The sequence below is a fragment of the Mesorhizobium sp. WSM2240 genome (assembly GCF_040438645.1).
Classification (GTDB): domain Bacteria; phylum Pseudomonadota; class Alphaproteobacteria; order Rhizobiales; family Rhizobiaceae; genus Allomesorhizobium.
Window position 1 is genome coordinate 2903192 of sequence record NZ_CP159253.1, and the last position, 20409, is coordinate 2923600.

Here is a 20409-nt window from a genome sequence, read left to right on the forward strand (position 1 = left end):
GTAATCGCCGCATTGTAGGTCTCGGGTGTGGAAGTCGGTCCCGTGAAAAAATCCGGTCAGGCAGCGGTTTTCGGCAGGCGCAAGGAGCCGCACACGATCATCATCGCCCGCGGCGACGAGATCAGACACTTCACCATCCGTCCCTGGATCGCGGCCTTCCTGGGCTCCGCAGTCGCAGCAGCCGCGATCGGCTACCTGCTCGCCACCTCCTATCTCGTGCTTCGCGACGATCTGATCGGCGCGGCCACCGCCCGCCAGGCGCGCATGCAGCAGGCCTATGAGGATCGCATCTCGGCGCTGCGCGCGCAGGTCGACCGCATCACCAGTCGGCAGCTGCTCGACCAGCAATTAATGGAAACCAAGGTCAGCGAGCTTCTTCAGCGCCAGTCGCAGCTCACCCAACGCCACGGCCGGCTGGAGCCTATTCTCGGCCGCGCCACCACCGCCCCGCAGTTGCCGGCCACGGTTCCGGCGCCAGCGGCCAAGCCCGAGATCCGCGCTGGCCTGACGGCGGCGGAGAGCCCTTTTGAACTCGCCGGCATGGTTCCGGCCGCCGCGAAGCCTTTCTCTTTCTGGTCGACCCGCAACGCCTCGCGGCCCGACGAGAGCTCCGCCGACCAGGCCGACCGGTTGTTCATCGCCATTAACCAGTCGCTACGCTCGATCGAGACCGAGCAGCTCGCGCGCATCACCACGCTCGCCGACAGCGCCTACCAGACGGCGGATGCGATCTCGGACGCACTGGAATCGGCCGGGCTGCCGGTCGACGCCGACTTTGGCAAAGACGGCGTCGGCGGGCCGCTGGTCGCGGTCGGCAATCCGATAGGTTTCGAGACCAAGGTCCGCGAACTCGATGAGGCGCTCGACCTGCTCGAGCGTATGAAGAAGGAAGCGCAGCGGCTGCCCATCGCCAATCCCGCGCCCGGTCGCGCCATCTCCAGCACGTTTGGAGTACGCAAAGATCCCCTGCTCGGCACGCCCGCGCATCATTCCGGCATGGATTTCCGGGCCCCGGTCGGCGCGCCTGCCCGGGCGAGTGCCGCCGGCACCGTCGTCAAGGCCGGTTGGAACGGCGGCTACGGCCGCATGGTCGAGATCGAGCACAGCAACGGCTTCACCACGCGCTATGCGCATCTGAGCAAGATCGGCGTCAAGGAAGGCCAGGTGGTCAGCCGCGGTCAGGAAATCGGCAGGGTCGGCAGCAGCGGCCGCTCGACCGGCCCGCATCTTCATTACGAGATCCGCCGCGATGGCGAGGCGATCGATCCGCTGCGTTTCCTGAAAGCCGGCAAGAAGGTCAGCAACTTTCTCTGACCGCGGCGGCCGCAGCCCAATTCGCGCTGAGGATAACTCCGGCTATCGACGGAGCCGTTGAGTGCCTGTGCGGCTCAGCGACCGGGCAGCGGCGGCAGCGCAATGCCGTAGCAATAGCCGGCATCCTCCATCCTGGGATTGCACGGCTTGCCGGTCATTTGCGCCGACGGCGACTGGCAACCGGAAATGGCAACTGCGGCGGTGAGAAGCGTCCAGACAAGCACACGTGGCATCGTTGCTGCTCCCTCAATAGCAGCCAATTCGTACCATGAGCGAAGACATCTTTACAGCCTCGCTGAAACCGGGAATTGAGCAAGTTGCCGTGAAGCACGCGCGGGCACGGAGCGCTGCCGGCAACCCCTCCAGGGCCCTTACGGCGGAGGAAGGTGACGGAGAGAGTGGTGGGCGATGACGGGCTCGAACCGCCGACATCTTCGGTGTAAACGAAGCGCTCTACCAACTGAGCTAATCGCCCGACGCGTGGCGGACGTTTAAGCGGTTCGCCCTGTCTCCGCAAGCTCAAATCGCGCCGCAGCGGGCTACCGGCTGGGCGATGCCGCGGCGTTTTGGCTACCTCCGCAAAAGCGCGCATCGAATGCCTTTATTGAGCCGTCGCACCGCTTGACAGGCCATGCCGAACGCCTTAATCCCACGCCCAACGACGCCGCACATCTGTTGCAGCGTCAGTGCGCGGGTGTAGCTCAGTCGGTTAGAGTGCCGGCCTGTCACGCCGGAGGTCGCGGGTTCGAGCCCCGTCACTCGCGCCATTCTCTTTCAATGGCTTAGCGCTTTCGCGTTTTGCCTGTTTCAACTTTCCGCTCCGCCAAGTTTCAACTTTTTGTGCCGGTTCCGTTCATCGGTGAGCAGGCGGCGGCCCTTTCGCCGCGCCTCGTCGGCGGAGCGAACCGCCGCCAAATTGGTTGGCATGTAGGTCCGCTGCAGGGCCTTGCTGGTATCGATCGAGTTGCCCATCTTCGCCGCCAGCGCAGTCATGGCGACGTCACCGGCGTTCGCCTCCCGCGCGCCCGAGCGGCGCATGTCCATCAGCTTCCGAGTCTCGCCAGGTCCAAACACCAACCGGCGCAAATCGGCGAAATCGTCGACGAGGCTGTCTTTGCTATAGGGCACGCCGGAGCGTGGGCGCCCGCCCTTGGGTCCCGGTTTGTGACCACGGGAGCGAAACAGCGGCGCGTCGGGCATGACGGATGCGCCGAGCTGGTCGAGATAGGCTAGCACCAGCCGTTGCGTGCGAGGCGTCAGCGTGCCGATAACCGCGACACCTGTCTTGTCGCGGTCGATGGCGAACCCCCAATCGGTGCCGGCCTCAAAAGCATCGGCTGGCGTGAGCGTCCGCACGTCGACCGGCGCGAAGCCGGTATCCCAGGCGACTGCGATGATGCAGGCGAGCCCACCATAACCGAGCCGCCAGCCGCCCTTGACCAGACGGACAGCTTCCCCCTCGCTCCACACCTGATTGCGCGGCTTCGGCGTCCTGCGTCGGATCGCCATAGAAGGATCCTGCTCGGGACACAGCCGCATGCCCGCCATCACGCCGTAGAGCGCACGCCAGGTCTTCATCGCACGATAGGCTTCGCCAACGCCATGGCGGCGCAGCAGCGCATGATACCAGTCGTCGAGCAGCTCGAAGGTGACGGCCGACGGCGGTTGGTCGCCAAAAACAGGATCGATGTATTTCCAGCCGCGTTCCCAGTCCTCACGAGTTCTAGGTTTCTTCAATTTCCAGCTGTCGGTTCGCCGCAAGCGCTCGAATGCATCGCCGACCGAATCGGCGGGATAGACGCGGCGCGTACTCGGTGCGATCCCCTTGCGGTGCTCCTGCCAGCGTCGCTCCCATTCCTCCGCGATTTTCCAAGCGTCGGGTCCATTCGATCCGCAGCGCACGTTCTGGAAGCCGGCTTCGACCATCCTTGGCGTTGCGAGCCAGTAGCCGCGGCCCTTTCGGACGACGTAGTGCTTAAGCTTGATCTTGGCCAAGGCGAGCTATCCTCTCGCGCATCAGTGATGCGCGGTCTGCCGGCGTCGATGCGGTGGCGAGCCCCGCGCGGCGGTCCAGCCACATGTCGATTGCCACCAGGTCGAAATGACCCGTGACCGGGCAAGGGGCCGGCAGCCCCAGCTGCATCAACTTCTCCAGCTTCTCGTGGAACTCATCGAGCGGTAGGCCGAGGCGACGAGCTGCTTTTGCGGCGGGAACTAGCCGAGGATCAACACGATAGCGGATCGAAACTGAATGCGTTGCCGGCGCCGCCATCATCCTACACCTTCAGCCCCAGTCGCACTTGCTTGTCGACGAAATCGACTAGGATGGCGCGAACGCCGTTCTGGCGCCCGCCATGGCTAACGAAGAGATCGAAGGCGCGGCCACTGCCTATTGGGCTGTGCACCACGCGCGCATCGCCATCGGCAAACACGCACAAAACGGTCAGCGGCTCGGCGAAGAGACAACCAGGCAGACGCTCATCGTTGCCGGAATCAGTCCAACGCGTGGCGGCCCATCCCGCGACGCTCGGCTCAACGCCCTGCGCTACCAGAGCGCCCATCGTTCCGATCCGCAGCGCGCTGCGCAGCGATAGCTTGTGTGCCACGCCGTTTGCCTCTGCGCGCTTGTCTGTCTCTACGAGACGTAAATGTTGCCGCTGGAACCAAGAGCGAATTGTGTTTGCGGCCACTCCGGTCGCGCTGGCGACCTCCGAAATGCGGAACCGAGGCTCGTCGATATCGACCATGCTTTCCTCACGCGCTTGCATCGGCTTTTCGTATAGCAGATGCGGGCGCATAAGGTAAAGCTGTAATCTGTGGAAACCGTTCACGGCGGCAACGCTTTTCCGCACCTTTGTTCTCGATTGGAACAATGGTGGGAAATCCCACCTCGTTCGGCCAGGGAACGAGGTGGCGAATTTGTTACAGGTGTTTGTCACACGTGAGAGCCACTGAAACACGCCCCTTGCGGTTCGGCCGCCGCCATTTGCTCGATGTCGGCGGTGATACTATTGAGTATCTCCCACTGGTTGAAATCCCACCTCTCATGCACGCGCAGCTTCGCCATCATCCCGGCCGGCGTTAGCGCGCGTATGTCGAGCATGCTCTCGGCGATGTCGCCAGTGGCGTTCATCAGCCTTTCCGCCTCAGCCTCCACATGTGGCCAACCGCATTGACGGCGGATTTCGTCGCGTCGTGCCTCCCAGTCGGCGGCAATGCGGGCGTTTTGCGCCTCGTGTTCTCGCATCCGAAGATGTAGCGGATTTGCGAGAAGGTGGTCGAGCTCTTCGCGGCTCTTGGCCTTTCCCGCTTGATCAAGAAAGTCCAGGAAATCGGCCTTAACGTCGGGCGGGAAAGGAGCACCTTCCGGTTTCGGACCGCTTTTGCTCTCGACTTGTTGATAGAGCTCTTCACGTTTATCGGACGCAGCGTCGAATAGGTCGCAAATCCTGTACACCTCGGCCTCGAGCGCGAGCAGCTCGGCGTCAGCGTTCATGTTCCCGACCGGAACATGAGCAGATGCAGATCCTGTACCGGCGGCTGTCGTCGAGATCGCCGCGATCGCGCCCAGGACGCTGCGGCGGGTGATTGCGGGCATACCTTCGGCGGCTGCCCGAACGGATGTGTTCGGCATTTGTTGCTCCCAAAAATCGTTAATGCTAAGTACACATGTTTCATGCAACGTTGCACGAATTCAGTCAACACAAAAAGTGCAACATGGGGACGAGAATGTTAACTTCCGCGCAATGCCGGGCCGCCCGAGCGCTGATCGAATGGTCTCGCGACCAACTCGCCGACGCATCAAAAGTCGCGGTGAGGACCATTGTCGATTTCGAGCGAAACGCCCGAGAGCCTCGGGAGGTCACAAAGGATGCTCTGAGGCGCGCCCTTGAGATCGCCGGCGTGATCTTCGTCGACGAGAATGGCGAAGGACCAGGCGTGCGACTACGGAAGAGTTGATGCGAAATGGCGAACACTCAGCCGACACCGGCCTCGATCGGCCGAATCGCTAAAATCTGCTGGTTCGCAATATTTGCTCCGGACCGTTTCGAGGATCTAGAACGCGAGGACAACGCGGTTCTGAACCGGATGACCACGCCCTCGCCCCGTGCAGGGATACGCACCGTGAGGAGGGCGTTGTGGGAATCATTTGTGTGGGTGGCTTCGGCCGTTGCTGCCGGGCTGGTGATAGGATGGCTCTTTGCGTCCTTCACGGTTCCGACCGGGCGAACAATCGCTCTATTTGGAGGCGCAGGCGCTTCGATACTTCTTTGGGGGTCGTTGGCACCAAAGGGGTGGGACATTCAGACATTTGGAGGTGTCAGCCTGACTGAGCGGTTTAATCGCTGGATATTTCGCGGTCTATATTGGTTGGGAACAGCGCTGCTTGTCATTGCTGCCGTATTGAGTTCTTAAGGCGGCAGGGCATTGCCTTCGGTGAGATGGCGGCTTGCGCGCGGGCAATCCGCGAATCATGCAAAAGCACCGTTGAGGAGTGTGAAGCTCCCCAATTTCGGCCTTAACCGCTTGATTTTGGGGAGTTGTCCCCGACGTTCACACACAAATCGCTGTGTACAACGTGTCAGCCGCCGTTGATTTTATTGGGTTTTCTGATTGGGAGACCGAAACGAGAACAAAGTACCCTGGGCGGACGGTGTTTCCAGGCTTGACTGGCGTCTCGCATCACAACCATGATTTAGGCTGACATGTGACGGAAAAGAGGCCGCCGACGGTTTCCCTCCCAGCGGCAGCCCCTTGAAATCACATCCCGCCAGGTTGGTTCCCAGGCGCGGGACGAGGCTCTGTCGAGCCAGACAAATGTGTCTGGCAAAACGCCATTGGTCAAGCCTGGGATCACACAATGTGATGAAAGGAAAGCCAAGATGGCTATGCATCACCCACCTAGCAAGCAACTGACGTTCAATGACGCTGTGGAGGTCTGGCTACTGCACCAGGCCGGCTGGTTCCAGCACCGGATCGCGGCGAAGTTCGACGTCAATCCAGCGCGAATCAACGAGGTCCTGAAGGAACGGGCTCACGTCGGCAGTCATGAAGCCGCCAGCAGGAAAGGGGCCGCGTGATGAAGCGACCCTATCCCTCATTCTGGATGTACAAGGACAATCAGGACCAGTGGCGCTGGACCTACCATGCTCGAAACGGCGAAGCGATCGCCGTATCGAGTGAGGCCTACGTACGCCGGGTCGATTGCCGGCGTAGTATCGCTCTGATGCAGGAGAGCGCTCCAGCGCCTGTCTGGCTACCAACGGACCTGAGCGGCCAGCAATAGAGTGAAGGCTCGGTGGGCCGGCGCACCGGCCCACCGAGCCCTTTCACGGGAGGGGTGAGATTTCGCGCCCGCGCCGCAATTTACCAAGAGTAGTCCCAGATAGCGAAGGATGGCCCTATGACCGCACAGGAAAACCGCGCCCCAAAGGGAATGGTGTTGGCCACCAGCTTGCCCGACTGGGGAGAAAAGACAGTACTCAAATACATGCACAAACAGCACGCCGATTCGTTGCTTTCTGGCAACCTGCGATTTTCGGCCGCCTCGTCATATTGGGAAATGGAATACCCGATAGGCGATCCACGAGAGCTCCGATCGAGCGTTCATATCGCCTCTTATTCGCCGCGTGCACAGGATGGATTATCGCCATTCGGCCCTCAGGTACGGGGGAATTTCACAATGACAAACGTTACGTTTGAACACGAATGTGACGACGCGTTGGTGAGTTGTTTTACTTTGGGATCGTTTGAGGAAACGAGCGCGGGCCTCCTCAATCGGGAGCCATTTCACTACGACGCCTGCATAGAAATCACCGATCTGCATGAACTTCTATGCATTGCGTCTCGGTCCGGCGTATTAGATCCAGGCGGCACCGGGACGGACGCAATCGGGGGCATTCATGCCGCGCCTGTCGAATACATGGAGATCGATAAAAAGAATGTGACGCAAGCAGGCTGGATTCCTCCTAGCCCGTTCCGAAAAAGCATCAAATATGGATGGCAAAAAGAGATACGGGTGATTATGCCCAAGTACTGCGAAGAGGCATTCTTAAGGGTTCCAGAGGCTGCGCACCTGTTTCGTCGAGTCGTATAGGAAATGAGAAAAAGGTATTGAAGTTTTCACAAAGCTCGTGAGAGGAGCGCCGGGCGGACGCGGACGAGACCGGCGCTGCCCATATCGCCAGAGGCACCGCCATGAGCGCGATCCAGCCCGGCTGCTGAAACACTTGCCAATGACCGCCGTCGAAAATCGCGCCCATCTGCTTTGACCAGTTGTCGCGCGCGCCAATGACGCCTACCGCGCCGACCTGCGGACGGTCGACCTTCACCCAGCCGATCGAGGCATTGCCGGCTTCAAAGATCGGCACGAGGCCGCCAGCGGCTGCGACGAACGCCTCGCTGCTCTCCTTGCTGTCATATGCTCCTCGATAGGCCGCAACAGGGTCTGGAAAGCCCAGATGTATCGCCCAGTCGGCAACAACCATGCAACAGTCGCGCTGCCCCCAGGCCCAGCCCCTGGCCAAGATCCTGTCGCGGAAAGCATGGAGCTCGGCTGCCATCGCCGGCCAAGCGGTTCTAGTATCCACGGCGTTCGGCATCGGCCAGCAGGTCACTCTGCATGATCGGCACGCCGATCGCCTTGATGGTCTCGACGACAGGCGCGTACCAGTCGGAATCGGCCGATGGCGTCAGCCAGCCCTCGCCTACAATCACCTGGCAAAACTGCCGCAGCGCAGCGCGGTCAACGCCAGGGATCGCGTCAAGATCGAGCGGGCCGAGCAGCGCGTACACAGTCAAGTATTTGGTCTGGGCCGGCGCGGCGAGCAGCGCCGGAATACGCTGGTTTGCCTCAAGCTGGCGCTCCACACCGACGCCGAAAGCAATGTGACCGGGAGCCCGACGGCCGCCGTAGTAGCGGGCCGAGAGGTACGACAACATGCGATCAGCGCGCTTGGTCATCACCACAAACCTTTGATAGCGCTCCGCCTCCATGACGGCGAACACCCGATCAAGCCACGCATCGGGGGCACTTTCGTGGAAGGCGTCGCCATGCGGGCAGACGTCGAAATAGGCGTGCGGCGGCGTTCGCCTTGGTAGGTCTATCTCTCCTTCGTTGAAGCGCAGCCGGCCGTTCCACACTGGCCCACGCCGCGTCTGCACAACGAGGTCGCCGGTTTCCGGAACGGCATAACAATTGAGGCAGCTCGGCGAAATCGGGCTGCAGCCGGTCCAGGGATGCCAGGGAAGACGTCTCGGCAGCGCGAGAAGGCGGGCGGTCATGGCTTCGGGCCGCTGATAATCTTCCTGTGCGGTCACGTTCGATCACTCCTTTGCTGATCGCCGGTGTGCGGGTTCGGCGACGGCTGGCCAGGCACAACCCAGCCGTCGCCTGTGATGGCGGCGGCACTGGACGCTCACCGCCATCGTCGGCACGCGCAACAGCCTCAGGTCAAAGCTGCGCGCGACCGCCTTCAAATCAACCGCTTGCTGCAGTAGACAGTTGGCCGTAGATCATGGCCGCAGGCATGGTCACTGCCAGCGCCAGGCGCTTCTCTGCACGCACGGTCAGCATGTTCTTGATGAAGTTGTCGCGGTCCTCGCTCGAAACGAGAATCTCGATCTCCATGCGGTCGTAGATCGTCCCCGCGCGCCGGAAATCGCCGACGAGGAATTCACCTTCGGGCATGCTGTTGCTGGCCACGACCGGCAGGCGCCACAGAATTTCCGGCGTATCGCCGAAAGGCCCGGTGGAGAGATAGCGGCCATCGCTGTCTTTGATGCCCGTCATCCGCTCCCAGTCGAGGGTGTTGAGAATGACGCCGTTGGCCGCAATTTCGGAGCCTGGGGCTGCGAGCTGCGCCTTGGCTTGCAGCACAACATCGATGTCGGTGTCGCTGCTTGCCTGGAACGGCGGGTTGAACGTCGTTGCAGCACCGATCAGCCCTGCGAGGTTCTCCCCGGTCCCGTCGCCCGACAGGAGCTGTGCCTCCTCGATGATGTCGAGGCCGTAGCGCAATTCGCCGTCGATTACGCCCTGCAGCTGCCCCGCATCGTCCATCGCCTGCCGCGAAACTGGCACCCAGTGCGCGATTGTACGAACAGGCGCTTCCTCGCGGGTCCAGACATAGACCGATTCCGGTTTCTGTGCGCCTTCCGAAACGACGCTCGCGTTGTTCGTGCGGGTCGTCTGGCGGGCATACTCGACAAGGTTCGATCCGGTGGTCGTCTCGTTCAGCAGGTCGCGGACTGTGAGGCGCCGGCGGGCGATCTGTATCGGATCAGTGCGCACGTCACGAGGGATCAACGCGCCGGCCGAACCGGTGGCCGAGGTAATGGCCTGCTCGACGCGGAAGCGGTGCCGGCCGTCGTGATTGCCCCGCAGTCCTTTGTAGGCATCCGACTGTACGACCTGCAGACCCCAGGACTGCACTCCACCCTCACCGCGGTGCCTGCCTTGGCCGGCGAGCGATTGTTCGAGATCCTGCTGCCGGGTTTCCAGCGTCTCCATGCGGCCACTGTAGTCATTGCCGATGCGGGTTAGTTCCGTACGAACTTCGCCAAGCATCTGCCTGACGCGATCGTCGACTTCCATGCGAGGCTGGCCAATGAGGCCCTTCGGGGTAGACATAGCCAGCAGCTGGGCCGCGGCATTGGGCATGCGATTTCGTGACATTCGGATTTTCCCTCATCAAGCGGTGAAACTGACCAAATGGTGCGCGGCCAAACGCGATGGACGAAGGGCGAAAACGCGAAAAATGAAACGGTCACTCAAGGCTTTGCGCCCTCAAACGCGATTAAAACGCGATGCGATGCGGCGTGCGCGCGCCATGCTGACCAGCCATCGGCCGCCACGCTTCAGACCGATTCGCCGCGTTCGGCACCAGCTGCGCAGCGTGTCCTGCGGCACATTCAGGCGCTCTGACGCTACGGCGGTGTCCACCAGGTCGTCGGCCTTTTCGATTGGTCGCTCGAACGGGTCGGCCGGCTCGTGCCCGGTGATCTTCACCCGAAGATCCTGCATCTCGGCGATCAAGCGATCGAGCAGCAGCAGGTCGATGTTAGACGGAACATTCAACGCCGGACTCCGCCGCCTTGGAACGCGCCTTGTTCGATCCTGTCGGCGTAGGTGCGGAAGCATCTGGCGGCGAGAGCATCGCCAACCAGCTGGACGTGCGCCCCGGCGGCGAATGTCGTCAGGCGATCGACCTGGACATCAGTCGGCACTCCGAGCTGGCGCAACAGAGCGATGGCATCGCCGAGCACCTGGTCGGCGAGTGCTTTCGGCTCAAGGAGGTCGTTGATCGCAGGCATGGTCAGTCCCTTTCGCTGTCAGCGTGGATGGAAGTCGGCACCCGCCGGCGGCGGGCGCGAAGTCGGGCCGCGTGAGCCGCCCGGCTGGCGCGTCGGCACGCGGCCGAGCAGAAGCGCGGCACGCGCCCCTGCGGCCTCGGCGGAGCATCGAATGCATCGCCGCAAGTCCAGCATGTCAGGGCCGGCGGCGCATCCTCGTCGGCGCGGGCGGCGTGCCAGGCGCGCCGCTGATCGGCTGCGTGGTCACGGCGGCACGTCGCCGAGCAGAAGCCTTTCGGTCGTCCGGTTCGCTTCGGCGCCGGTATTAGCTCTCCGCACCGCTTACAGCTCCTCGAAGGTGCCGGCAGGCCGGGAATGTCCGGCTGGGAAGCCGATAAATTTAATGGGTCAAAAACGGGAGAAATTCCCGGCTCAGTCTGCGCCTTCATGATCTAACCCATTGTTTTTGTTGAGCGTAGAGAGGAGGAGGGAGCAGAGAGAGGCCCAAAATTCGCCGCGGCAAGGAAAAAACCTGCGAATGAGGGGGACGCGGGTCTGGGGGCGGACAGGGTTCCAGACTTTCGACCCACCCCCCTCATGACGCTGCCCCATCGCCGCCATCCTTCCGCGAGCCGAAGCGTTCGGGAAACAGGTGCGGATTGGCGAGCATGAAGGCCGTAGGGCGCGACAGCGCGGCCTTCGTCGCTGCCGTCGTGTCCGCCCTTTCCGCGCTTGCTGGCGAGGCCAGCGGGCGGGGCGGCAGCGCCTCCCAGCGCCGCTCCCGGAGGTAGGCCGCGAAGCCGCAGAAGTGCTTGCGGCCGATCGCCCGCGTCGTCTTCACGAACCGATCGATCTCAGCCACTGCGGCGGCGCGGTCGTCTGGTGTCAGCGCGGCCCACTCGGCAAGCGCCTCCTCTCGGCTGTCGGCAAAGCCCGATGGCCAAGCGCGGCGTGCCTTCTCGAAATCGTCCTCGCGCGCACGCTCTCTCTCAGTATCGTTAATAGGGGTCGTTAACATTGGTGCCCACTCATGGGTGGGCACCCCCTGCCCACTCATGGGTGGGCAGGGGTGCTCATTGGTGGGCACCCCTGCCCATTGGTGGGCACCCCCCTTAACGCCCTCATTTTTGGTCGTTTCGACAGCCTCGATTTTGTCGGGCTGGTCGAGGATCACGCGGTATTCGTGAGCGGTGTCCGCCCCGTTGTCGCGGGTGATGATCCTCTGTTCGAGGTAGCCTGCCACGACCAGGCGGGCGATGGAGCGCTGCACGGTCCCGCGTCCGCAACCGATCTCGCGCGCCATTTTCACCTGCGATCGGCAGCACCAGCCGCGATTGTCGGTGTGCCGACCGAACAGGGCGATCACTTGAAGGTCGCGCCCCACGAGCGCCGGGTCGGTCACGGCCGCGGCCGGAATGATGGAGAAGCGTTGGCGGCCGTGGCTCATGCCCGCCGCCCATTCGCCGCTGAAATTGCCATCACGGCGTCATGTGCCGAGAGGCCAAACCGCCGCTTGAGCGCCGGCACGATCGGCCGCTCGCAGGTGCCGCTGTGATCGCGCAGCCAAGCCGCCGCCTCGTCGATCGACGCAGTCGTTTCGTGGCAAAGACCGGTCGTGCCACCGACCGGAAAGCTCCCCGCTAGAGTTTCAACTTTGCTGGTTTTTGCCGGCCGATCGACACCACGAGGAATTGAAACCTGCGATATATTGGCTTTGGTTCCGACCGGCCTGTCACGCCGGAGGTCGCGGGTTCGAGCCCCGTCACTCGCGCCATCTATTCAATCACTTAATTCAGGTGGTTCATGAAAGCTCCGAACGGTCCGCGAACCGTTCGGAGCTTTCATCGTTGTTGCAGACACATGGCCTCGGTCGGAGTTGGCCGGGACGTTCAACTGCGTTTCAGCCGGAAACGTCACGCAGCCCATCCGCGGAAATTGGGCTCTACGCCGTCGGTTCGTCAAACCCACTTCTTTGTTGCGAGTTCCAGAACCACAGGCCGAGCACCGCGCCGAAGAAGAAGGTATGGGCGATGAACTGCACGACCGGGTCGGCTTCCATGAACCACGGGAACGCGGTCGGCGCGATCACATAGAAATTCAAGAGCCACAGGGCTAGGCCGTAAATCAAGCCGAGGCCGATCAAGGCGGCCGCACCTCGTAGCATCGTCGCAACCGCGCCGAATATGAGCCCGTATATGATTGCGAGCACCATGTGCACGACAACACCGGCAAAACCTGCCGTCATAAGCGAGTAGCCGGGATCAAGGGCCGCCGAACCAAGAGCGATGGCGCCGATCATGCGCAAGGGCATGAAGAAAGCGTTGGCTCCCATCATGAATGCGCTCACCAGCATTTCGAAAACAGCAAATACCAGACCGGCGACGACGCCCGCCACCAGACCCTGCTGGAGACCCCATTTGATATCGCCTTGCGTCACGGGTGTATGGATATTCGCGGTAAGCCATGGCAATGCCTCCTTCTGTTGGAGTGCATATCCGCAAACAGGGAACGCCGGGGCGTATTGGCTGTTCCAGGTCTCAGCTGGTTTCACGGTGATTTGAATGAGCGGCCTCGCTGCCTGGCCCGCGGAACAATCGGCCCCATAGCAGGTTTGGTAGGCAGTCCAGGTCCAAAGAGGGAATGCCCAAATGCGTAATATGCTAATCGCCGTGGCCACGGTGGCCGCCTTGACCGCGTGCAGCCAGACTGAAAGGGGTGCCGTGATCGGCGGGGCCACCGGCGCCATAGTGGGCGGCGCGGCGACTGGCGACGCCGGCGGAGCGGTGGTGGGCGGCGGCATTGGCGCGGTGGCTGGCGCGCTGATCGGCAACGCCAGCGAACCCGGCAAATGCTATTACCGCGATCGCTACGGCCGTCGCTTTATCGCCGATTGCTGAGCTTGCTTCGGCTAGGCCATCGCCGTATCGCGTAGCGGATCGCAAAAAAGAAAAGCCGGGCGAACCCGGCTTCTCGGACTGCAAACTTTGCGCAATCAAATTAGTTGACGGCGTCCTTGAGGCCCTTGCCGGCCGAAAATTTCGGAACGGTGCGGGCGGGGATCTTCACTTCGGCGCCGGTCTGCGGATTGCGGCCGGTCGAAGCAGCGCGTTTTGACACTGTGAAATTTCCGAAGCCGACGAGGCGGACATCGCCGCCCTTCTTGAGTTCGCCGGTGATCACGGAAAACACCGCTTCAACGGCGGACTGCGCATCGCCCTTGGAAAGATTTGCCGACTCGGCGACCGCAGACACTAGTTCGTTCTTGTTCATAAAATTTCCTTCCATGAGAAAAACCGGGACAAACGACTCGACCGGCAGGAAACGGACTGTAGAAAGAACTGTTCCTCCAACCAAGCCGGAATATCACCGAAAGCCAAGAAAAAGCGCGGAATTCCGCGGTTTTTCACACGAAAAAGCCGGGCGCGAGGCCCGGCTTCTTGGTTGCAGTGCACAATCGGCGGTTTTAGCCACCTTTACGCGTCCGAAGGGACGCCTGGGCCGCTTAGTGGGCTAATGCCTTGCCGGCGTCGTCGACAGCTTCCGCAGGCGTCGCCACGGGGCCGGCTGGCTCGGTCCATTCGATCGGTTCCGGCATCCGGACAAGGGCGTGGCGCAGCACTTCGCCGACCCGTGAGACAGGGACGATTTCCATCCCGCTCTTCACATTGTCGGGGATGTCGGCCAGATCCTTGGCATTCTCCTCGGGGATCAGCACCTTCTTGATGCCGCCCCTGAGAGCAGCAAGGAGCTTTTCCTTAAGGCCGCCGATCGGCAGCACCCGGCCGCGAAGCGTGATCTCGCCGGTCATCGCCACATCGGCCCGGACCGGAATGCCGGTCAGGATCGAGACGATCGAGGTCGCCATGGCGACGCCCGCCGACGGACCATCCTTGGGCGTGGCGCCTTCCGGCACGTGCACATGGATGTCGCGCTTGTCGAACAGAGGCGGCTCGACGCCGAAATCGATTGCTCTCGAGCGGACATAGGATGCCGCCGCGGAGATCGATTCCTTCATCACCTCCTTGAGGTTGCCGGTCACTGTCATCTTGCCCTTGCCGGGCATCATGACGCCTTCGATGGTCAGCAACTCGCCGCCCACTTCCGTCCAGGCAAGCCCGGTGACGACGCCGACCTGGTCGTCGGCCTCGACCTGGCCGAAGCGGAAGCGTGGCACGCCGAGATAGTCGGAGAGGTTGTCGGCGGTGATCTTCACCGACTCCTTCTTCGTCTTGATGATCTCGGTCACCGCCTTGCGCCCGAGCTTCATCAGTTCGCGCTCCAGGCTGCGCACGCCCGCTTCGCGGGTGTAGGTCTGGATGATGCCGCGGATGGCATCGTCGCCGACGGAGAACTCCTTCGGCTGCAGCGCGTGGTCACGGACGACCTTGGGCATCAGATGCCGCTTGGCGATCTCGACCTTCTCATCCTCGGTGTAGCCCGCGATACGGATGATCTCCATGCGGTCCATCAGCGGCGCAGGGATATTCAGCGTATTGGCCGTCGTCACGAACATCACGCTCGATAGGTCGTATTCGACCTCGAGATAGTGATCCATGAAGGTCGAGTTTTGTTCCGGATCGAGCACTTCGAGCAGCGCCGAAGACGGATCGCCGCGGAAATCCTGGCCCATCTTGTCGATTTCATCGAGCAGGAAGAGCGGGTTGGATTTCTTCGCCTTCTTCATCGACTGGATGACCTTGCCGGGCATCGAGCCGATATAGGTGCGGCGGTGTCCGCGGATCTCGGCCTCGTCACGCACGCCGCCGAGCGCCATGCGGATGAACTCGCGGCCGGTAGCCTTGGCGATCGATTTGCCGAGCGAGGTCTTGCCGACGCCGGGAGGGCCGACGAGGCACAGGATGGGGCCTTTCAGCTTCTTCTGGCGGCTCTGCACGGCGAGGTACTCGACGATGCGGTCCTTGACCTTGTCGAGGCCGAAATGATCGGTATCGAGCACTTCCTGGGCAAAGCCAAGATCCTGCTTGACCTTGGAGTGCTTGCTCCAGGGCAGCGACAGCAGCCAATCGAGATAGTTGCGCACGACCGTCGATTCCGCCGACATAGGCGACATCGAGCGCAGCTTCTTCAGTTCGGCATCCGCCTTTTCGCGGGCCTCCTTGGAAAGCTTGGTCTTCTTGATGCGCGCCTCGATCTCGGCGGCCTCGTCGCGGCCGTCCTCGCCCTCGCCGAGCTCCTTCTGGATCGCCTTCATCTGCTCATTGAGATAGTACTCGCGCTGCGTCTTCTCCATCTGGCGCTTGACGCGCGAGCGGATGCGCTTTTCCACCTGCAGAACGGAAATCTCGGCTTCCATGAAGCCCATGGCCTTCTCGAGCCGCTCGCGAACCGAGAGCGTGCCGAGCATTTCCTGCTTTTCGGTGATCTTGATCGCAAGGTGCGAGGCGACCGTATCGGCGAGCTTGGAATAGTCGTCGATCTGGCTTGCCGCGCCGACCACTTCGGGCGAGATCTTCTTGTTCAGCTTGACGTAGTTCTCGAAATCGGAAACCACCGAGCGGGCAAGCGCCTCGACCTCGACCTCTTCCTCTTCGGGCTCGGCAAGCACGACGGCCTTCGCCTCGTGGAATTCCGCACGCTCGGTGAACGACGCTATCTGCGCGCGCGAAGTGCCTTCGACCAGCACCTTCACGGTGCCGTCCGGCAGCTTCAGAAGCTGCAGCACATTAGCGAGCGTGCCTATGTCGTAGATCGCATCGGCTTCGGGATCGTCATCGGCGGCATTCATCTGGGTCGCGAGAAGAATCTGCTTCTCACCGCCCATTACGTCTTCCAGCGCCTTGATCGACTTTTCACGCCCCACGAAGAGCGGCACGATCATATGCGGAAACACGACAATGTCGCGCAGCGGGAGGACCGCATAGACACCGTTGCCGGAAGACCGGAGTAATTTGGCCATTGTCCAACCTTTCATGTCGCGGCCGCACATTGGCCAACCGCGAATCTCATATTAACGGCCGCGAACCGATCCGCCTATACGCCGAATGGCTACGGAAAGTTCAGCACGGATTTTGGTCCCGGCCCGACTGTTGGTTAGTTGGCGTCCGGTTGCGCAAAGATCAAGGGCAGAAACAAATACGTGCACCAGCCTTGCAATTTTGCCGCCCTTGTTTTCATGCTTGCGGCGCTGGCAGTTTTTTCGCTTGGCTATGGTGAAAGTGTGACCGGAAGTGCCATGACCGTTGATCGACGCTCGATACTGACCGGCGGCGCCCTGCTTGCTCTGGCCGGCGCGGCGACTGGCGCCGGAACTGCCGATGCTGCTTCTCGGGCGCAAGCCAGGGCTGTTCCGAAGGAGCTGAAGAACACAGCCGTCTACGTGCCTGGCTACTTTCCGGATCATGCATTCGCCAACGGCAAACCGCTCGCCAACAATCGGCGTTTCAACCGCGCCATCAAGGGCCAGGCGACCTACAAGATGTTGACGCGGGTCGGATTCGACGGCTCCATAAGGCAGACGCTGCTGCCGGTCGCCGCACACGACGTCGAGGTTGCGCCGGACCGCTCGATCGGCGTTCTCTGCTCTATGGACGGCGAGCAGCATACCGCCTTCGACCCGGAGACGCTGGAGCTTGCGGCCCTCGGCCCTTCGCTCGGCGACGGCTGGCATGGCGGCGGGCACGCCGTCTATCTCAATGGCGGCAAGACGGTGATCCTCTCCGAGCGCGCGCCGTCGGTACCCTATCAGGGCAAGCTCGAAAGACACTACGGCCGGCTTACGGTGCGCGACCCCAAGACGCTGAAAATCGCCGAGACCTATTCGACGCACGGCATCGATCCGCACGACATCCGGCTGACGGCGGATGGCAAATACATCGTTGCGGCGAATTACGGCTCGACGATTTCTGCCAAGACCGGAAAATTCACCATCCCGCGCGGCGTCGTTCAGGCGTCGATCACCGTGGTGGAAGTGTCCAGCGGCAAGCTGGTCGACAAGCGCATCACCGGCCGGGACGAGACCGAGTTGCGCCACCTTGCCGCCGGACGGCTCGACCGCATCTTCGCTATCCAGGCGCGCTACGGCAGCGATCGCGACGACGCACGCCAGCTCAAGGGCGAGAACGTCGCCTATGAAAGCGACATCACGACGGACCCCGGCTACAACTACATGTCGGCAGCGACGCTGAAATATGACGCGTCCCGCAACCGGCTCACCAAGATGGGCGACGCCGCCTCGACCAAGCTCATGCGGCACGGCCTGTCGATCCGCTACGATGAACGCCATGACGAGGCGATCGCCACATATCCAACCACGCATCATGTCATGGTATTCGATGGCGCCACGGGGGCCGTGTCGAACAGCCTGGACACGCGTACGGTCGGCCTGCGCTATCCCGCCGGGATCACCTTTCTGCCGGACGGCAAGCACTACGCCGTCACCGGCCATTGGGAGAACATGTTCGTTTTCGAGCGCGGCACGCACCGGCTTGTGCGCGAACTCTGCCTCTATCCCGTGTTCTTCGGCCACAGCCATATCTGCGCGGTTTGAAATATCGGGTGCGTCCTTCGAGGCTCGCTTCGAAGGACGCACCATAAGGAAACGGCGCCCGAAGGCGCCGCTGCAAACCACTATTATACTCTGAAGATCAGGCGCTTACGCCCTTCTTCTCCTTCTCGGAGTAGATGTAGAGCGGCCGGGCGCTGCCGGTTACCACTTCTTCCGAGATCACAACTTCCTGCACGCCTTCCAGCGCCGGAAGCTCGAACATCGTGTCGAGCAGGATCGCTTCCATAATGGAACGCAGGCCGCGCGCGCCGGTCTTGCGCTCAATGGCGCGCTTGGCGATGGCCGAAAGCGCGTTCTCGTGGAAGGTCAGATCCACGTTCTCCATCTCGAACAGCCGCTGGTATTGCTTGACCAGGGCATTCTTCGGCTCGGTCAGGATCTGGATCAGCGCCGGCTCATCGAGATCTTCCAGCGTCGCCAGAACCGGCAGACGGCCGACGAATTCGGGGATCAGGCCGAATTTCAAGAGATCCTCGGGCTCGACGAGGCGGAAGACTTCACCGCTGCGCCGATCCTCCGGAGACGCGACGGTGGCGCCGAATCCGATCGAGGTTTTCCGGCCGCGATCCGAGATGATCTTGTCCAGGCCGGCGAAGGCGCCGCCGCAGATGAACAATATGTTGGCGGTGTCGACCTGCAGGAACTCCTGCTGCGGATGCTTCCTGCCGCCCTGCGGCGGCACGGAGGCGACAGTGCCTTCCATGATCTTGAGCAGCGCCTGCTGCACGCCCTCGCCCGAAACGTCGCGGGTGATCGACGGGTTGTCGGACTTGCGCGAAATCTTGTCGATCTCGTCGATATAGACGATGCCGCGCTGCGCCCGCTCGACATTGTAGTCGGCCGACTGCAGAAGTTTCAGGATGATGTTTTCGACATCCTCCCCGACATAACCGGCTTCGGTCAGCGTCGTCGCGTCGGCCATGGTGAAGGGCACGTCGATGATGCGGGCAAGCGTCTGCGCCAGCAGCGTCTTGCCGCAGCCGGTCGGGCCGATCAGAAGGATGTTGGACTTGGCCAGTTCGACATCGTTGTTCTTGGAGGCGTGGGCGAGCCGCTTGTAGTGATTGTGGACGGCTACCGACAGCACGCGCTTGGCGTAGGGCTGGCCTATCACATAATCGTCAAGGACCTTCAGTATCTCTTGCGGAGTAGGCACGCCTTCGCGCGACTTCACCATCGAGGTCTTGTTCTCCTCGCGGATGATGTCCATGCACAGTTCGACGCATTCGTCGCAAATGAAGACGGTCGGGCCGGCGATCAGCTTGCGTACTTCATGCTGGCTCTTGCCGCAGAATGAGCAGTAGAGCGTGTTCTTGGAGTCGCCGCCTCCGTTGCTGACCTTGCTCATCTTTTCCAAGTCCTTTCAGTGCAACCCGGCCGGTCCTCTGGCTGAGCGTCTCCATACCTAATTATCGCGGGAATCAGCCGCTGCCAACCTCTGGCGCCCCGCAACGAACCTTGTACGAACACAATTCAGCAAACGATAATGATTCGCGGCACCCCAGCCTGAAAGCTAAGCCGCCGAAACTCAACATCGGCTTAACGTAGGTTGCTGTCCCCGCCGAGGGAACAACAAATTGTGTTCGAATTGCCGCAGGGCATCAAAAACGCGCCAGGATTTCTATCGCCGGTGCGATCAGACAGCCGGCGCGCCCTCGATCAGCTCGCGCGACGAGATCACCTTGTCGATCAGGCCGAAGTCCTTGGCCTCGTCGGCGGTGAGGAAATGGTCGCGGTCCAGTGTCTTCTCGATCGTATCGTAGTCCTTGCCCGTGTGCTTGACGTAGACCTCGTTCAAGCGGCGCTTCAGCTTGATGATGTCCTGCGCGTGGCGCTCGATATCAGAGGCCTGGCCGGAGAAGCCGCCGGACGGCTGATGCACCATAATGCGGGCGTTCGGCGTGGCGAAGCGCATGTCCTTATGGCCGGCGCAGAGCAGCAGCGAACCCATGGAAGCCGCCTGCCCTATGCACAGCGTCGACACCGCAGGCTTGATGAACTGCATGGTGTCGTAGATCGCAAGCCCGCTCGTCACCACGCCGCCCGGCGAGTTGATGTAGAGCGAGATTTCCTTCTTCGGGTTCTCCGCTTCGAGAAACAGAAGCTGCGCGCAGACCAGCGTCGCCATGCCATCCTCGACCGGGCCGGTGATGAAGATGATGCGCTCCTTGAGGAGGCGCGAGAAAATGTCGTAGGCGCGCTCGCCGCGATTCGTCTGCTCGACCACCATCGGCACGAGATTCATGGCGGTTTCGATTGGGTGCCTCATGGATTAG

23 protein-coding genes and 2 tRNA genes are annotated in these 20409 nt (G+C 61.8%); 9 read left to right on the forward strand and 16 right to left on the reverse strand.

Features of this window, described 5'->3' with window-relative positions:
- Positions 1-42 precede the first annotated feature (42 nt).
- A complete protein-coding gene (locus tag ABVK50_RS14255) occupies positions 43-1314 on the forward strand; it encodes a peptidoglycan DD-metalloendopeptidase family protein (RefSeq protein WP_353640943.1) in 1272 nt (423 codons plus the stop codon).
- Positions 1315-1388: 74 nt separating this feature from the next.
- Here ABVK50_RS14255 and ABVK50_RS14260 read toward each other — a convergent pair whose 3' ends face one another.
- The gene (locus tag ABVK50_RS14260) at positions 1389-1547 is read right to left on the reverse strand and encodes a hypothetical protein (RefSeq protein WP_353640942.1); all 159 of its coding nucleotides are present in this window, start codon (positions 1545-1547) and stop codon (positions 1389-1391) included.
- 166 nt (positions 1548-1713) lie between these two features.
- Positions 1714-1789: transfer RNA gene (locus tag ABVK50_RS14265), tRNA-Val, on the reverse strand.
- Positions 1790-2004: 215 nt separating this feature from the next.
- On the opposite strand from ABVK50_RS14265, the gene ABVK50_RS14270 reads away from it, so the two are divergent.
- Positions 2005-2081 (forward strand) — tRNA-Asp (locus ABVK50_RS14270).
- A 40-nt stretch (positions 2082-2121) separates the two neighbouring features.
- Here the strand turns inward: ABVK50_RS14270 and ABVK50_RS14275 are convergent.
- From ABVK50_RS14275 to ABVK50_RS14290, 4 genes are all read right to left on the reverse strand, one after another.
- Positions 2122-3309 (reverse strand): hypothetical protein, encoded by a 1188-nt coding sequence (locus tag ABVK50_RS14275; RefSeq protein ID WP_353640941.1) that lies wholly within the window; start codon positions 3307-3309, stop codon positions 2122-2124.
- Positions 3290-3589 carry a hypothetical protein gene (locus tag ABVK50_RS14280; protein WP_353640940.1) on the reverse strand — a complete coding sequence of 100 codons (300 nt, stop codon included), beginning with the start codon at positions 3587-3589 and terminating at the stop codon, positions 3290-3292. The genes ABVK50_RS14275 and ABVK50_RS14280 overlap by 20 nt, the downstream gene beginning before the upstream one ends.
- A 1-nt stretch (position 3590) precedes the next feature.
- Positions 3591-4145 (reverse strand): hypothetical protein, encoded by a 555-nt coding sequence (locus tag ABVK50_RS14285; RefSeq protein ID WP_353646948.1) that lies wholly within the window; start codon positions 4143-4145, stop codon positions 3591-3593.
- 104 nt (positions 4146-4249) lie between these two features.
- Positions 4250-4912 carry a hypothetical protein gene (locus tag ABVK50_RS14290; protein ID WP_353640938.1) on the reverse strand — a complete coding sequence of 221 codons (663 nt, stop codon included), beginning with the start codon at positions 4910-4912 and terminating at the stop codon, positions 4250-4252.
- Positions 4913-5043: 131 nt separating this feature from the next.
- Here ABVK50_RS14290 and ABVK50_RS14295 point away from each other — a divergent pair, with 131 nt between their 5' ends.
- From ABVK50_RS14295 to ABVK50_RS14310, 4 genes are all read left to right on the forward strand, one after another.
- Positions 5044-5274, forward strand: a complete 231-nt coding sequence (locus ABVK50_RS14295) for a transcriptional regulator (RefSeq protein WP_353640937.1) — start codon at positions 5044-5046, stop codon at positions 5272-5274.
- Between the two features lie 923 nt (positions 5275-6197).
- A complete protein-coding gene (locus ABVK50_RS14300) occupies positions 6198-6395 on the forward strand; it encodes a hypothetical protein (protein ID WP_353640936.1) in 198 nt (65 codons plus the stop codon).
- The gene (locus ABVK50_RS14305) at positions 6395-6601 is read left to right on the forward strand and encodes a DUF1508 domain-containing protein (protein ID WP_353645933.1); all 207 of its coding nucleotides are present in this window, start codon (positions 6395-6397) and stop codon (positions 6599-6601) included. The genes ABVK50_RS14300 and ABVK50_RS14305 overlap by 1 nt, the downstream gene beginning before the upstream one ends.
- A 117-nt stretch (positions 6602-6718) precedes the next feature.
- On the forward strand, positions 6719-7411 hold the full coding sequence (locus ABVK50_RS14310; RefSeq protein ID WP_353640935.1) for a hypothetical protein: 693 nt from the start codon (positions 6719-6721) through the stop codon (positions 7409-7411).
- Here ABVK50_RS14310 and ABVK50_RS14315 read toward each other — a convergent pair.
- From ABVK50_RS14315 to ABVK50_RS14330, 4 genes are all read right to left on the reverse strand, one after another.
- Entirely contained in the window at positions 7338-7802 is a 465-nt protein-coding gene (locus ABVK50_RS14315; protein WP_353640934.1) for a hypothetical protein, read from the reverse strand. The two genes, ABVK50_RS14310 and ABVK50_RS14315, sit on opposite strands and share 74 nt — an antisense overlap.
- Positions 7803-7893: 91 nt before the next feature.
- Positions 7894-8634 (reverse strand): DUF5131 family protein, encoded by a 741-nt coding sequence (locus ABVK50_RS14320; protein WP_353640933.1) that lies wholly within the window; start codon positions 8632-8634, stop codon positions 7894-7896.
- A gap of 160 nt (positions 8635-8794) precedes the next feature.
- Positions 8795-9991, reverse strand: coding sequence for a phage major capsid protein (locus ABVK50_RS14325; protein ID WP_353640932.1), 1197 nt, complete (start codon positions 9989-9991; stop codon positions 8795-8797).
- Positions 9992-10102: 111 nt separating this feature from the next.
- The gene (locus ABVK50_RS14330; RefSeq protein WP_353640931.1) at positions 10103-10393 is read right to left on the reverse strand and encodes a hypothetical protein; all 291 of its coding nucleotides are present in this window, start codon (positions 10391-10393) and stop codon (positions 10103-10105) included.
- 29 nt (positions 10394-10422) lie between these two features.
- On the opposite strand from ABVK50_RS14330, the gene ABVK50_RS14335 reads away from it, so the two are divergent.
- Positions 10423-10704 (forward strand): hypothetical protein, encoded by a 282-nt coding sequence (locus tag ABVK50_RS14335; RefSeq protein WP_353640930.1) that lies wholly within the window; start codon positions 10423-10425, stop codon positions 10702-10704.
- A gap of 499 nt (positions 10705-11203) precedes the next feature.
- Here ABVK50_RS14335 and ABVK50_RS14340 read toward each other — a convergent pair whose 3' ends face one another.
- A complete protein-coding gene (locus ABVK50_RS14340) occupies positions 11204-12055 on the reverse strand; it encodes a helix-turn-helix domain-containing protein (protein WP_353640929.1) in 852 nt (283 codons plus the stop codon).
- A gap of 495 nt (positions 12056-12550) precedes the next feature.
- A complete protein-coding gene (locus tag ABVK50_RS14345; RefSeq protein WP_353640928.1) occupies positions 12551-13159 on the reverse strand; it encodes a hypothetical protein in 609 nt (202 codons plus the stop codon).
- 97 nt (positions 13160-13256) lie between these two features.
- Here ABVK50_RS14345 and ABVK50_RS14350 point away from each other — a divergent pair, with 97 nt between their 5' ends.
- Positions 13257-13505, forward strand: coding sequence for a glycine zipper domain-containing protein (locus ABVK50_RS14350; RefSeq protein WP_353640927.1), 249 nt, complete (start codon positions 13257-13259; stop codon positions 13503-13505).
- A 100-nt stretch (positions 13506-13605) separates the two neighbouring features.
- On the opposite strand, the gene ABVK50_RS14355 is transcribed toward ABVK50_RS14350, so the two are convergent.
- Both ABVK50_RS14355 and lon read right to left on the reverse strand, forming a co-directional pair.
- A complete protein-coding gene (locus ABVK50_RS14355; RefSeq protein ID WP_165025381.1) occupies positions 13606-13878 on the reverse strand; it encodes an HU family DNA-binding protein in 273 nt (90 codons plus the stop codon).
- A 232-nt stretch (positions 13879-14110) separates the two neighbouring features.
- Positions 14111-16525: an endopeptidase La gene (gene lon / locus ABVK50_RS14360; RefSeq protein WP_353640926.1), complete on the reverse strand. Its 2415-nt coding sequence runs from the start codon at positions 16523-16525 to the stop codon at positions 14111-14113.
- Between the two features lie 276 nt (positions 16526-16801).
- On the opposite strand from lon, the gene ABVK50_RS14365 reads away from it, so the two are divergent.
- A complete protein-coding gene (locus tag ABVK50_RS14365; RefSeq protein WP_353640925.1) occupies positions 16802-18115 on the forward strand; it encodes a DUF1513 domain-containing protein in 1314 nt (437 codons plus the stop codon).
- Positions 18116-18212: 97 nt separating this feature from the next.
- Here the strand turns inward: ABVK50_RS14365 and clpX are convergent, their stop codons facing one another.
- Both clpX and ABVK50_RS14375 read right to left on the reverse strand, forming a co-directional pair.
- Positions 18213-19481 (reverse strand): ATP-dependent Clp protease ATP-binding subunit ClpX, encoded by a 1269-nt coding sequence (clpX, locus tag ABVK50_RS14370; protein WP_353640924.1) that lies wholly within the window; start codon positions 19479-19481, stop codon positions 18213-18215.
- A gap of 288 nt (positions 19482-19769) precedes the next feature.
- Positions 19770-20402: an ATP-dependent Clp protease proteolytic subunit gene (locus ABVK50_RS14375; RefSeq protein WP_353640923.1), complete on the reverse strand. Its 633-nt coding sequence runs from the start codon at positions 20400-20402 to the stop codon at positions 19770-19772.
- Positions 20403-20409 lie beyond the last annotated feature (7 nt).

What these genes read in the sequence shown, in the direction of transcription:
- ABVK50_RS14355 (WP_165025381.1), bottom strand. Translation starts at nt 13,878, where the DNA reads ATGAACAAGAACGAACTAGTGTCTGCGGTCGCCGAGTCGGCAAATCTT.
- lon (WP_353640926.1), bottom strand. Translation starts at nt 16,525, where the DNA reads ATGGCCAAATTACTCCGGTCTTCCGGCAACGGTGTCTATGCGGTCCTC.
- ABVK50_RS14340 (WP_353640929.1), bottom strand. Translation starts at nt 12,055, where the DNA reads ATGAGCCACGGCCGCCAACGCTTCTCCATCATTCCGGCCGCGGCCGTG.
- ABVK50_RS14365 (WP_353640925.1), top strand. Translation starts at nt 16,802, where the DNA reads ATGACCGTTGATCGACGCTCGATACTGACCGGCGGCGCCCTGCTTGCT.
- clpX (WP_353640924.1), bottom strand. Translation starts at nt 19,481, where the DNA reads ATGAGCAAGGTCAGCAACGGAGGCGGCGACTCCAAGAACACGCTCTAC.
- ABVK50_RS14295 (WP_353640937.1), top strand. Translation starts at nt 5,044, where the DNA reads ATGTTAACTTCCGCGCAATGCCGGGCCGCCCGAGCGCTGATCGAATGG.
- ABVK50_RS14350 (WP_353640927.1), top strand. Translation starts at nt 13,257, where the DNA reads ATGCGTAATATGCTAATCGCCGTGGCCACGGTGGCCGCCTTGACCGCG.
- ABVK50_RS14375 (WP_353640923.1), bottom strand. Translation starts at nt 20,402, where the DNA reads ATGAGGCACCCAATCGAAACCGCCATGAATCTCGTGCCGATGGTGGTC.
- ABVK50_RS14290 (WP_353640938.1), bottom strand. Translation starts at nt 4,912, where the DNA reads ATGCCCGCAATCACCCGCCGCAGCGTCCTGGGCGCGATCGCGGCGATC.
- ABVK50_RS14315 (WP_353640934.1), bottom strand. Translation starts at nt 7,802, where the DNA reads ATGGTTGTTGCCGACTGGGCGATACATCTGGGCTTTCCAGACCCTGTT.
- ABVK50_RS14280 (WP_353640940.1), bottom strand. Translation starts at nt 3,589, where the DNA reads ATGATGGCGGCGCCGGCAACGCATTCAGTTTCGATCCGCTATCGTGTT.
- ABVK50_RS14300 (WP_353640936.1), top strand. Translation starts at nt 6,198, where the DNA reads ATGGCTATGCATCACCCACCTAGCAAGCAACTGACGTTCAATGACGCT.
- ABVK50_RS14310 (WP_353640935.1), top strand. Translation starts at nt 6,719, where the DNA reads ATGACCGCACAGGAAAACCGCGCCCCAAAGGGAATGGTGTTGGCCACC.
- ABVK50_RS14260 (WP_353640942.1), bottom strand. Translation starts at nt 1,547, where the DNA reads ATGCCACGTGTGCTTGTCTGGACGCTTCTCACCGCCGCAGTTGCCATT.
- ABVK50_RS14325 (WP_353640932.1), bottom strand. Translation starts at nt 9,991, where the DNA reads ATGTCACGAAATCGCATGCCCAATGCCGCGGCCCAGCTGCTGGCTATG.
- ABVK50_RS14305 (WP_353645933.1), top strand. Translation starts at nt 6,395, where the DNA reads ATGAAGCGACCCTATCCCTCATTCTGGATGTACAAGGACAATCAGGAC.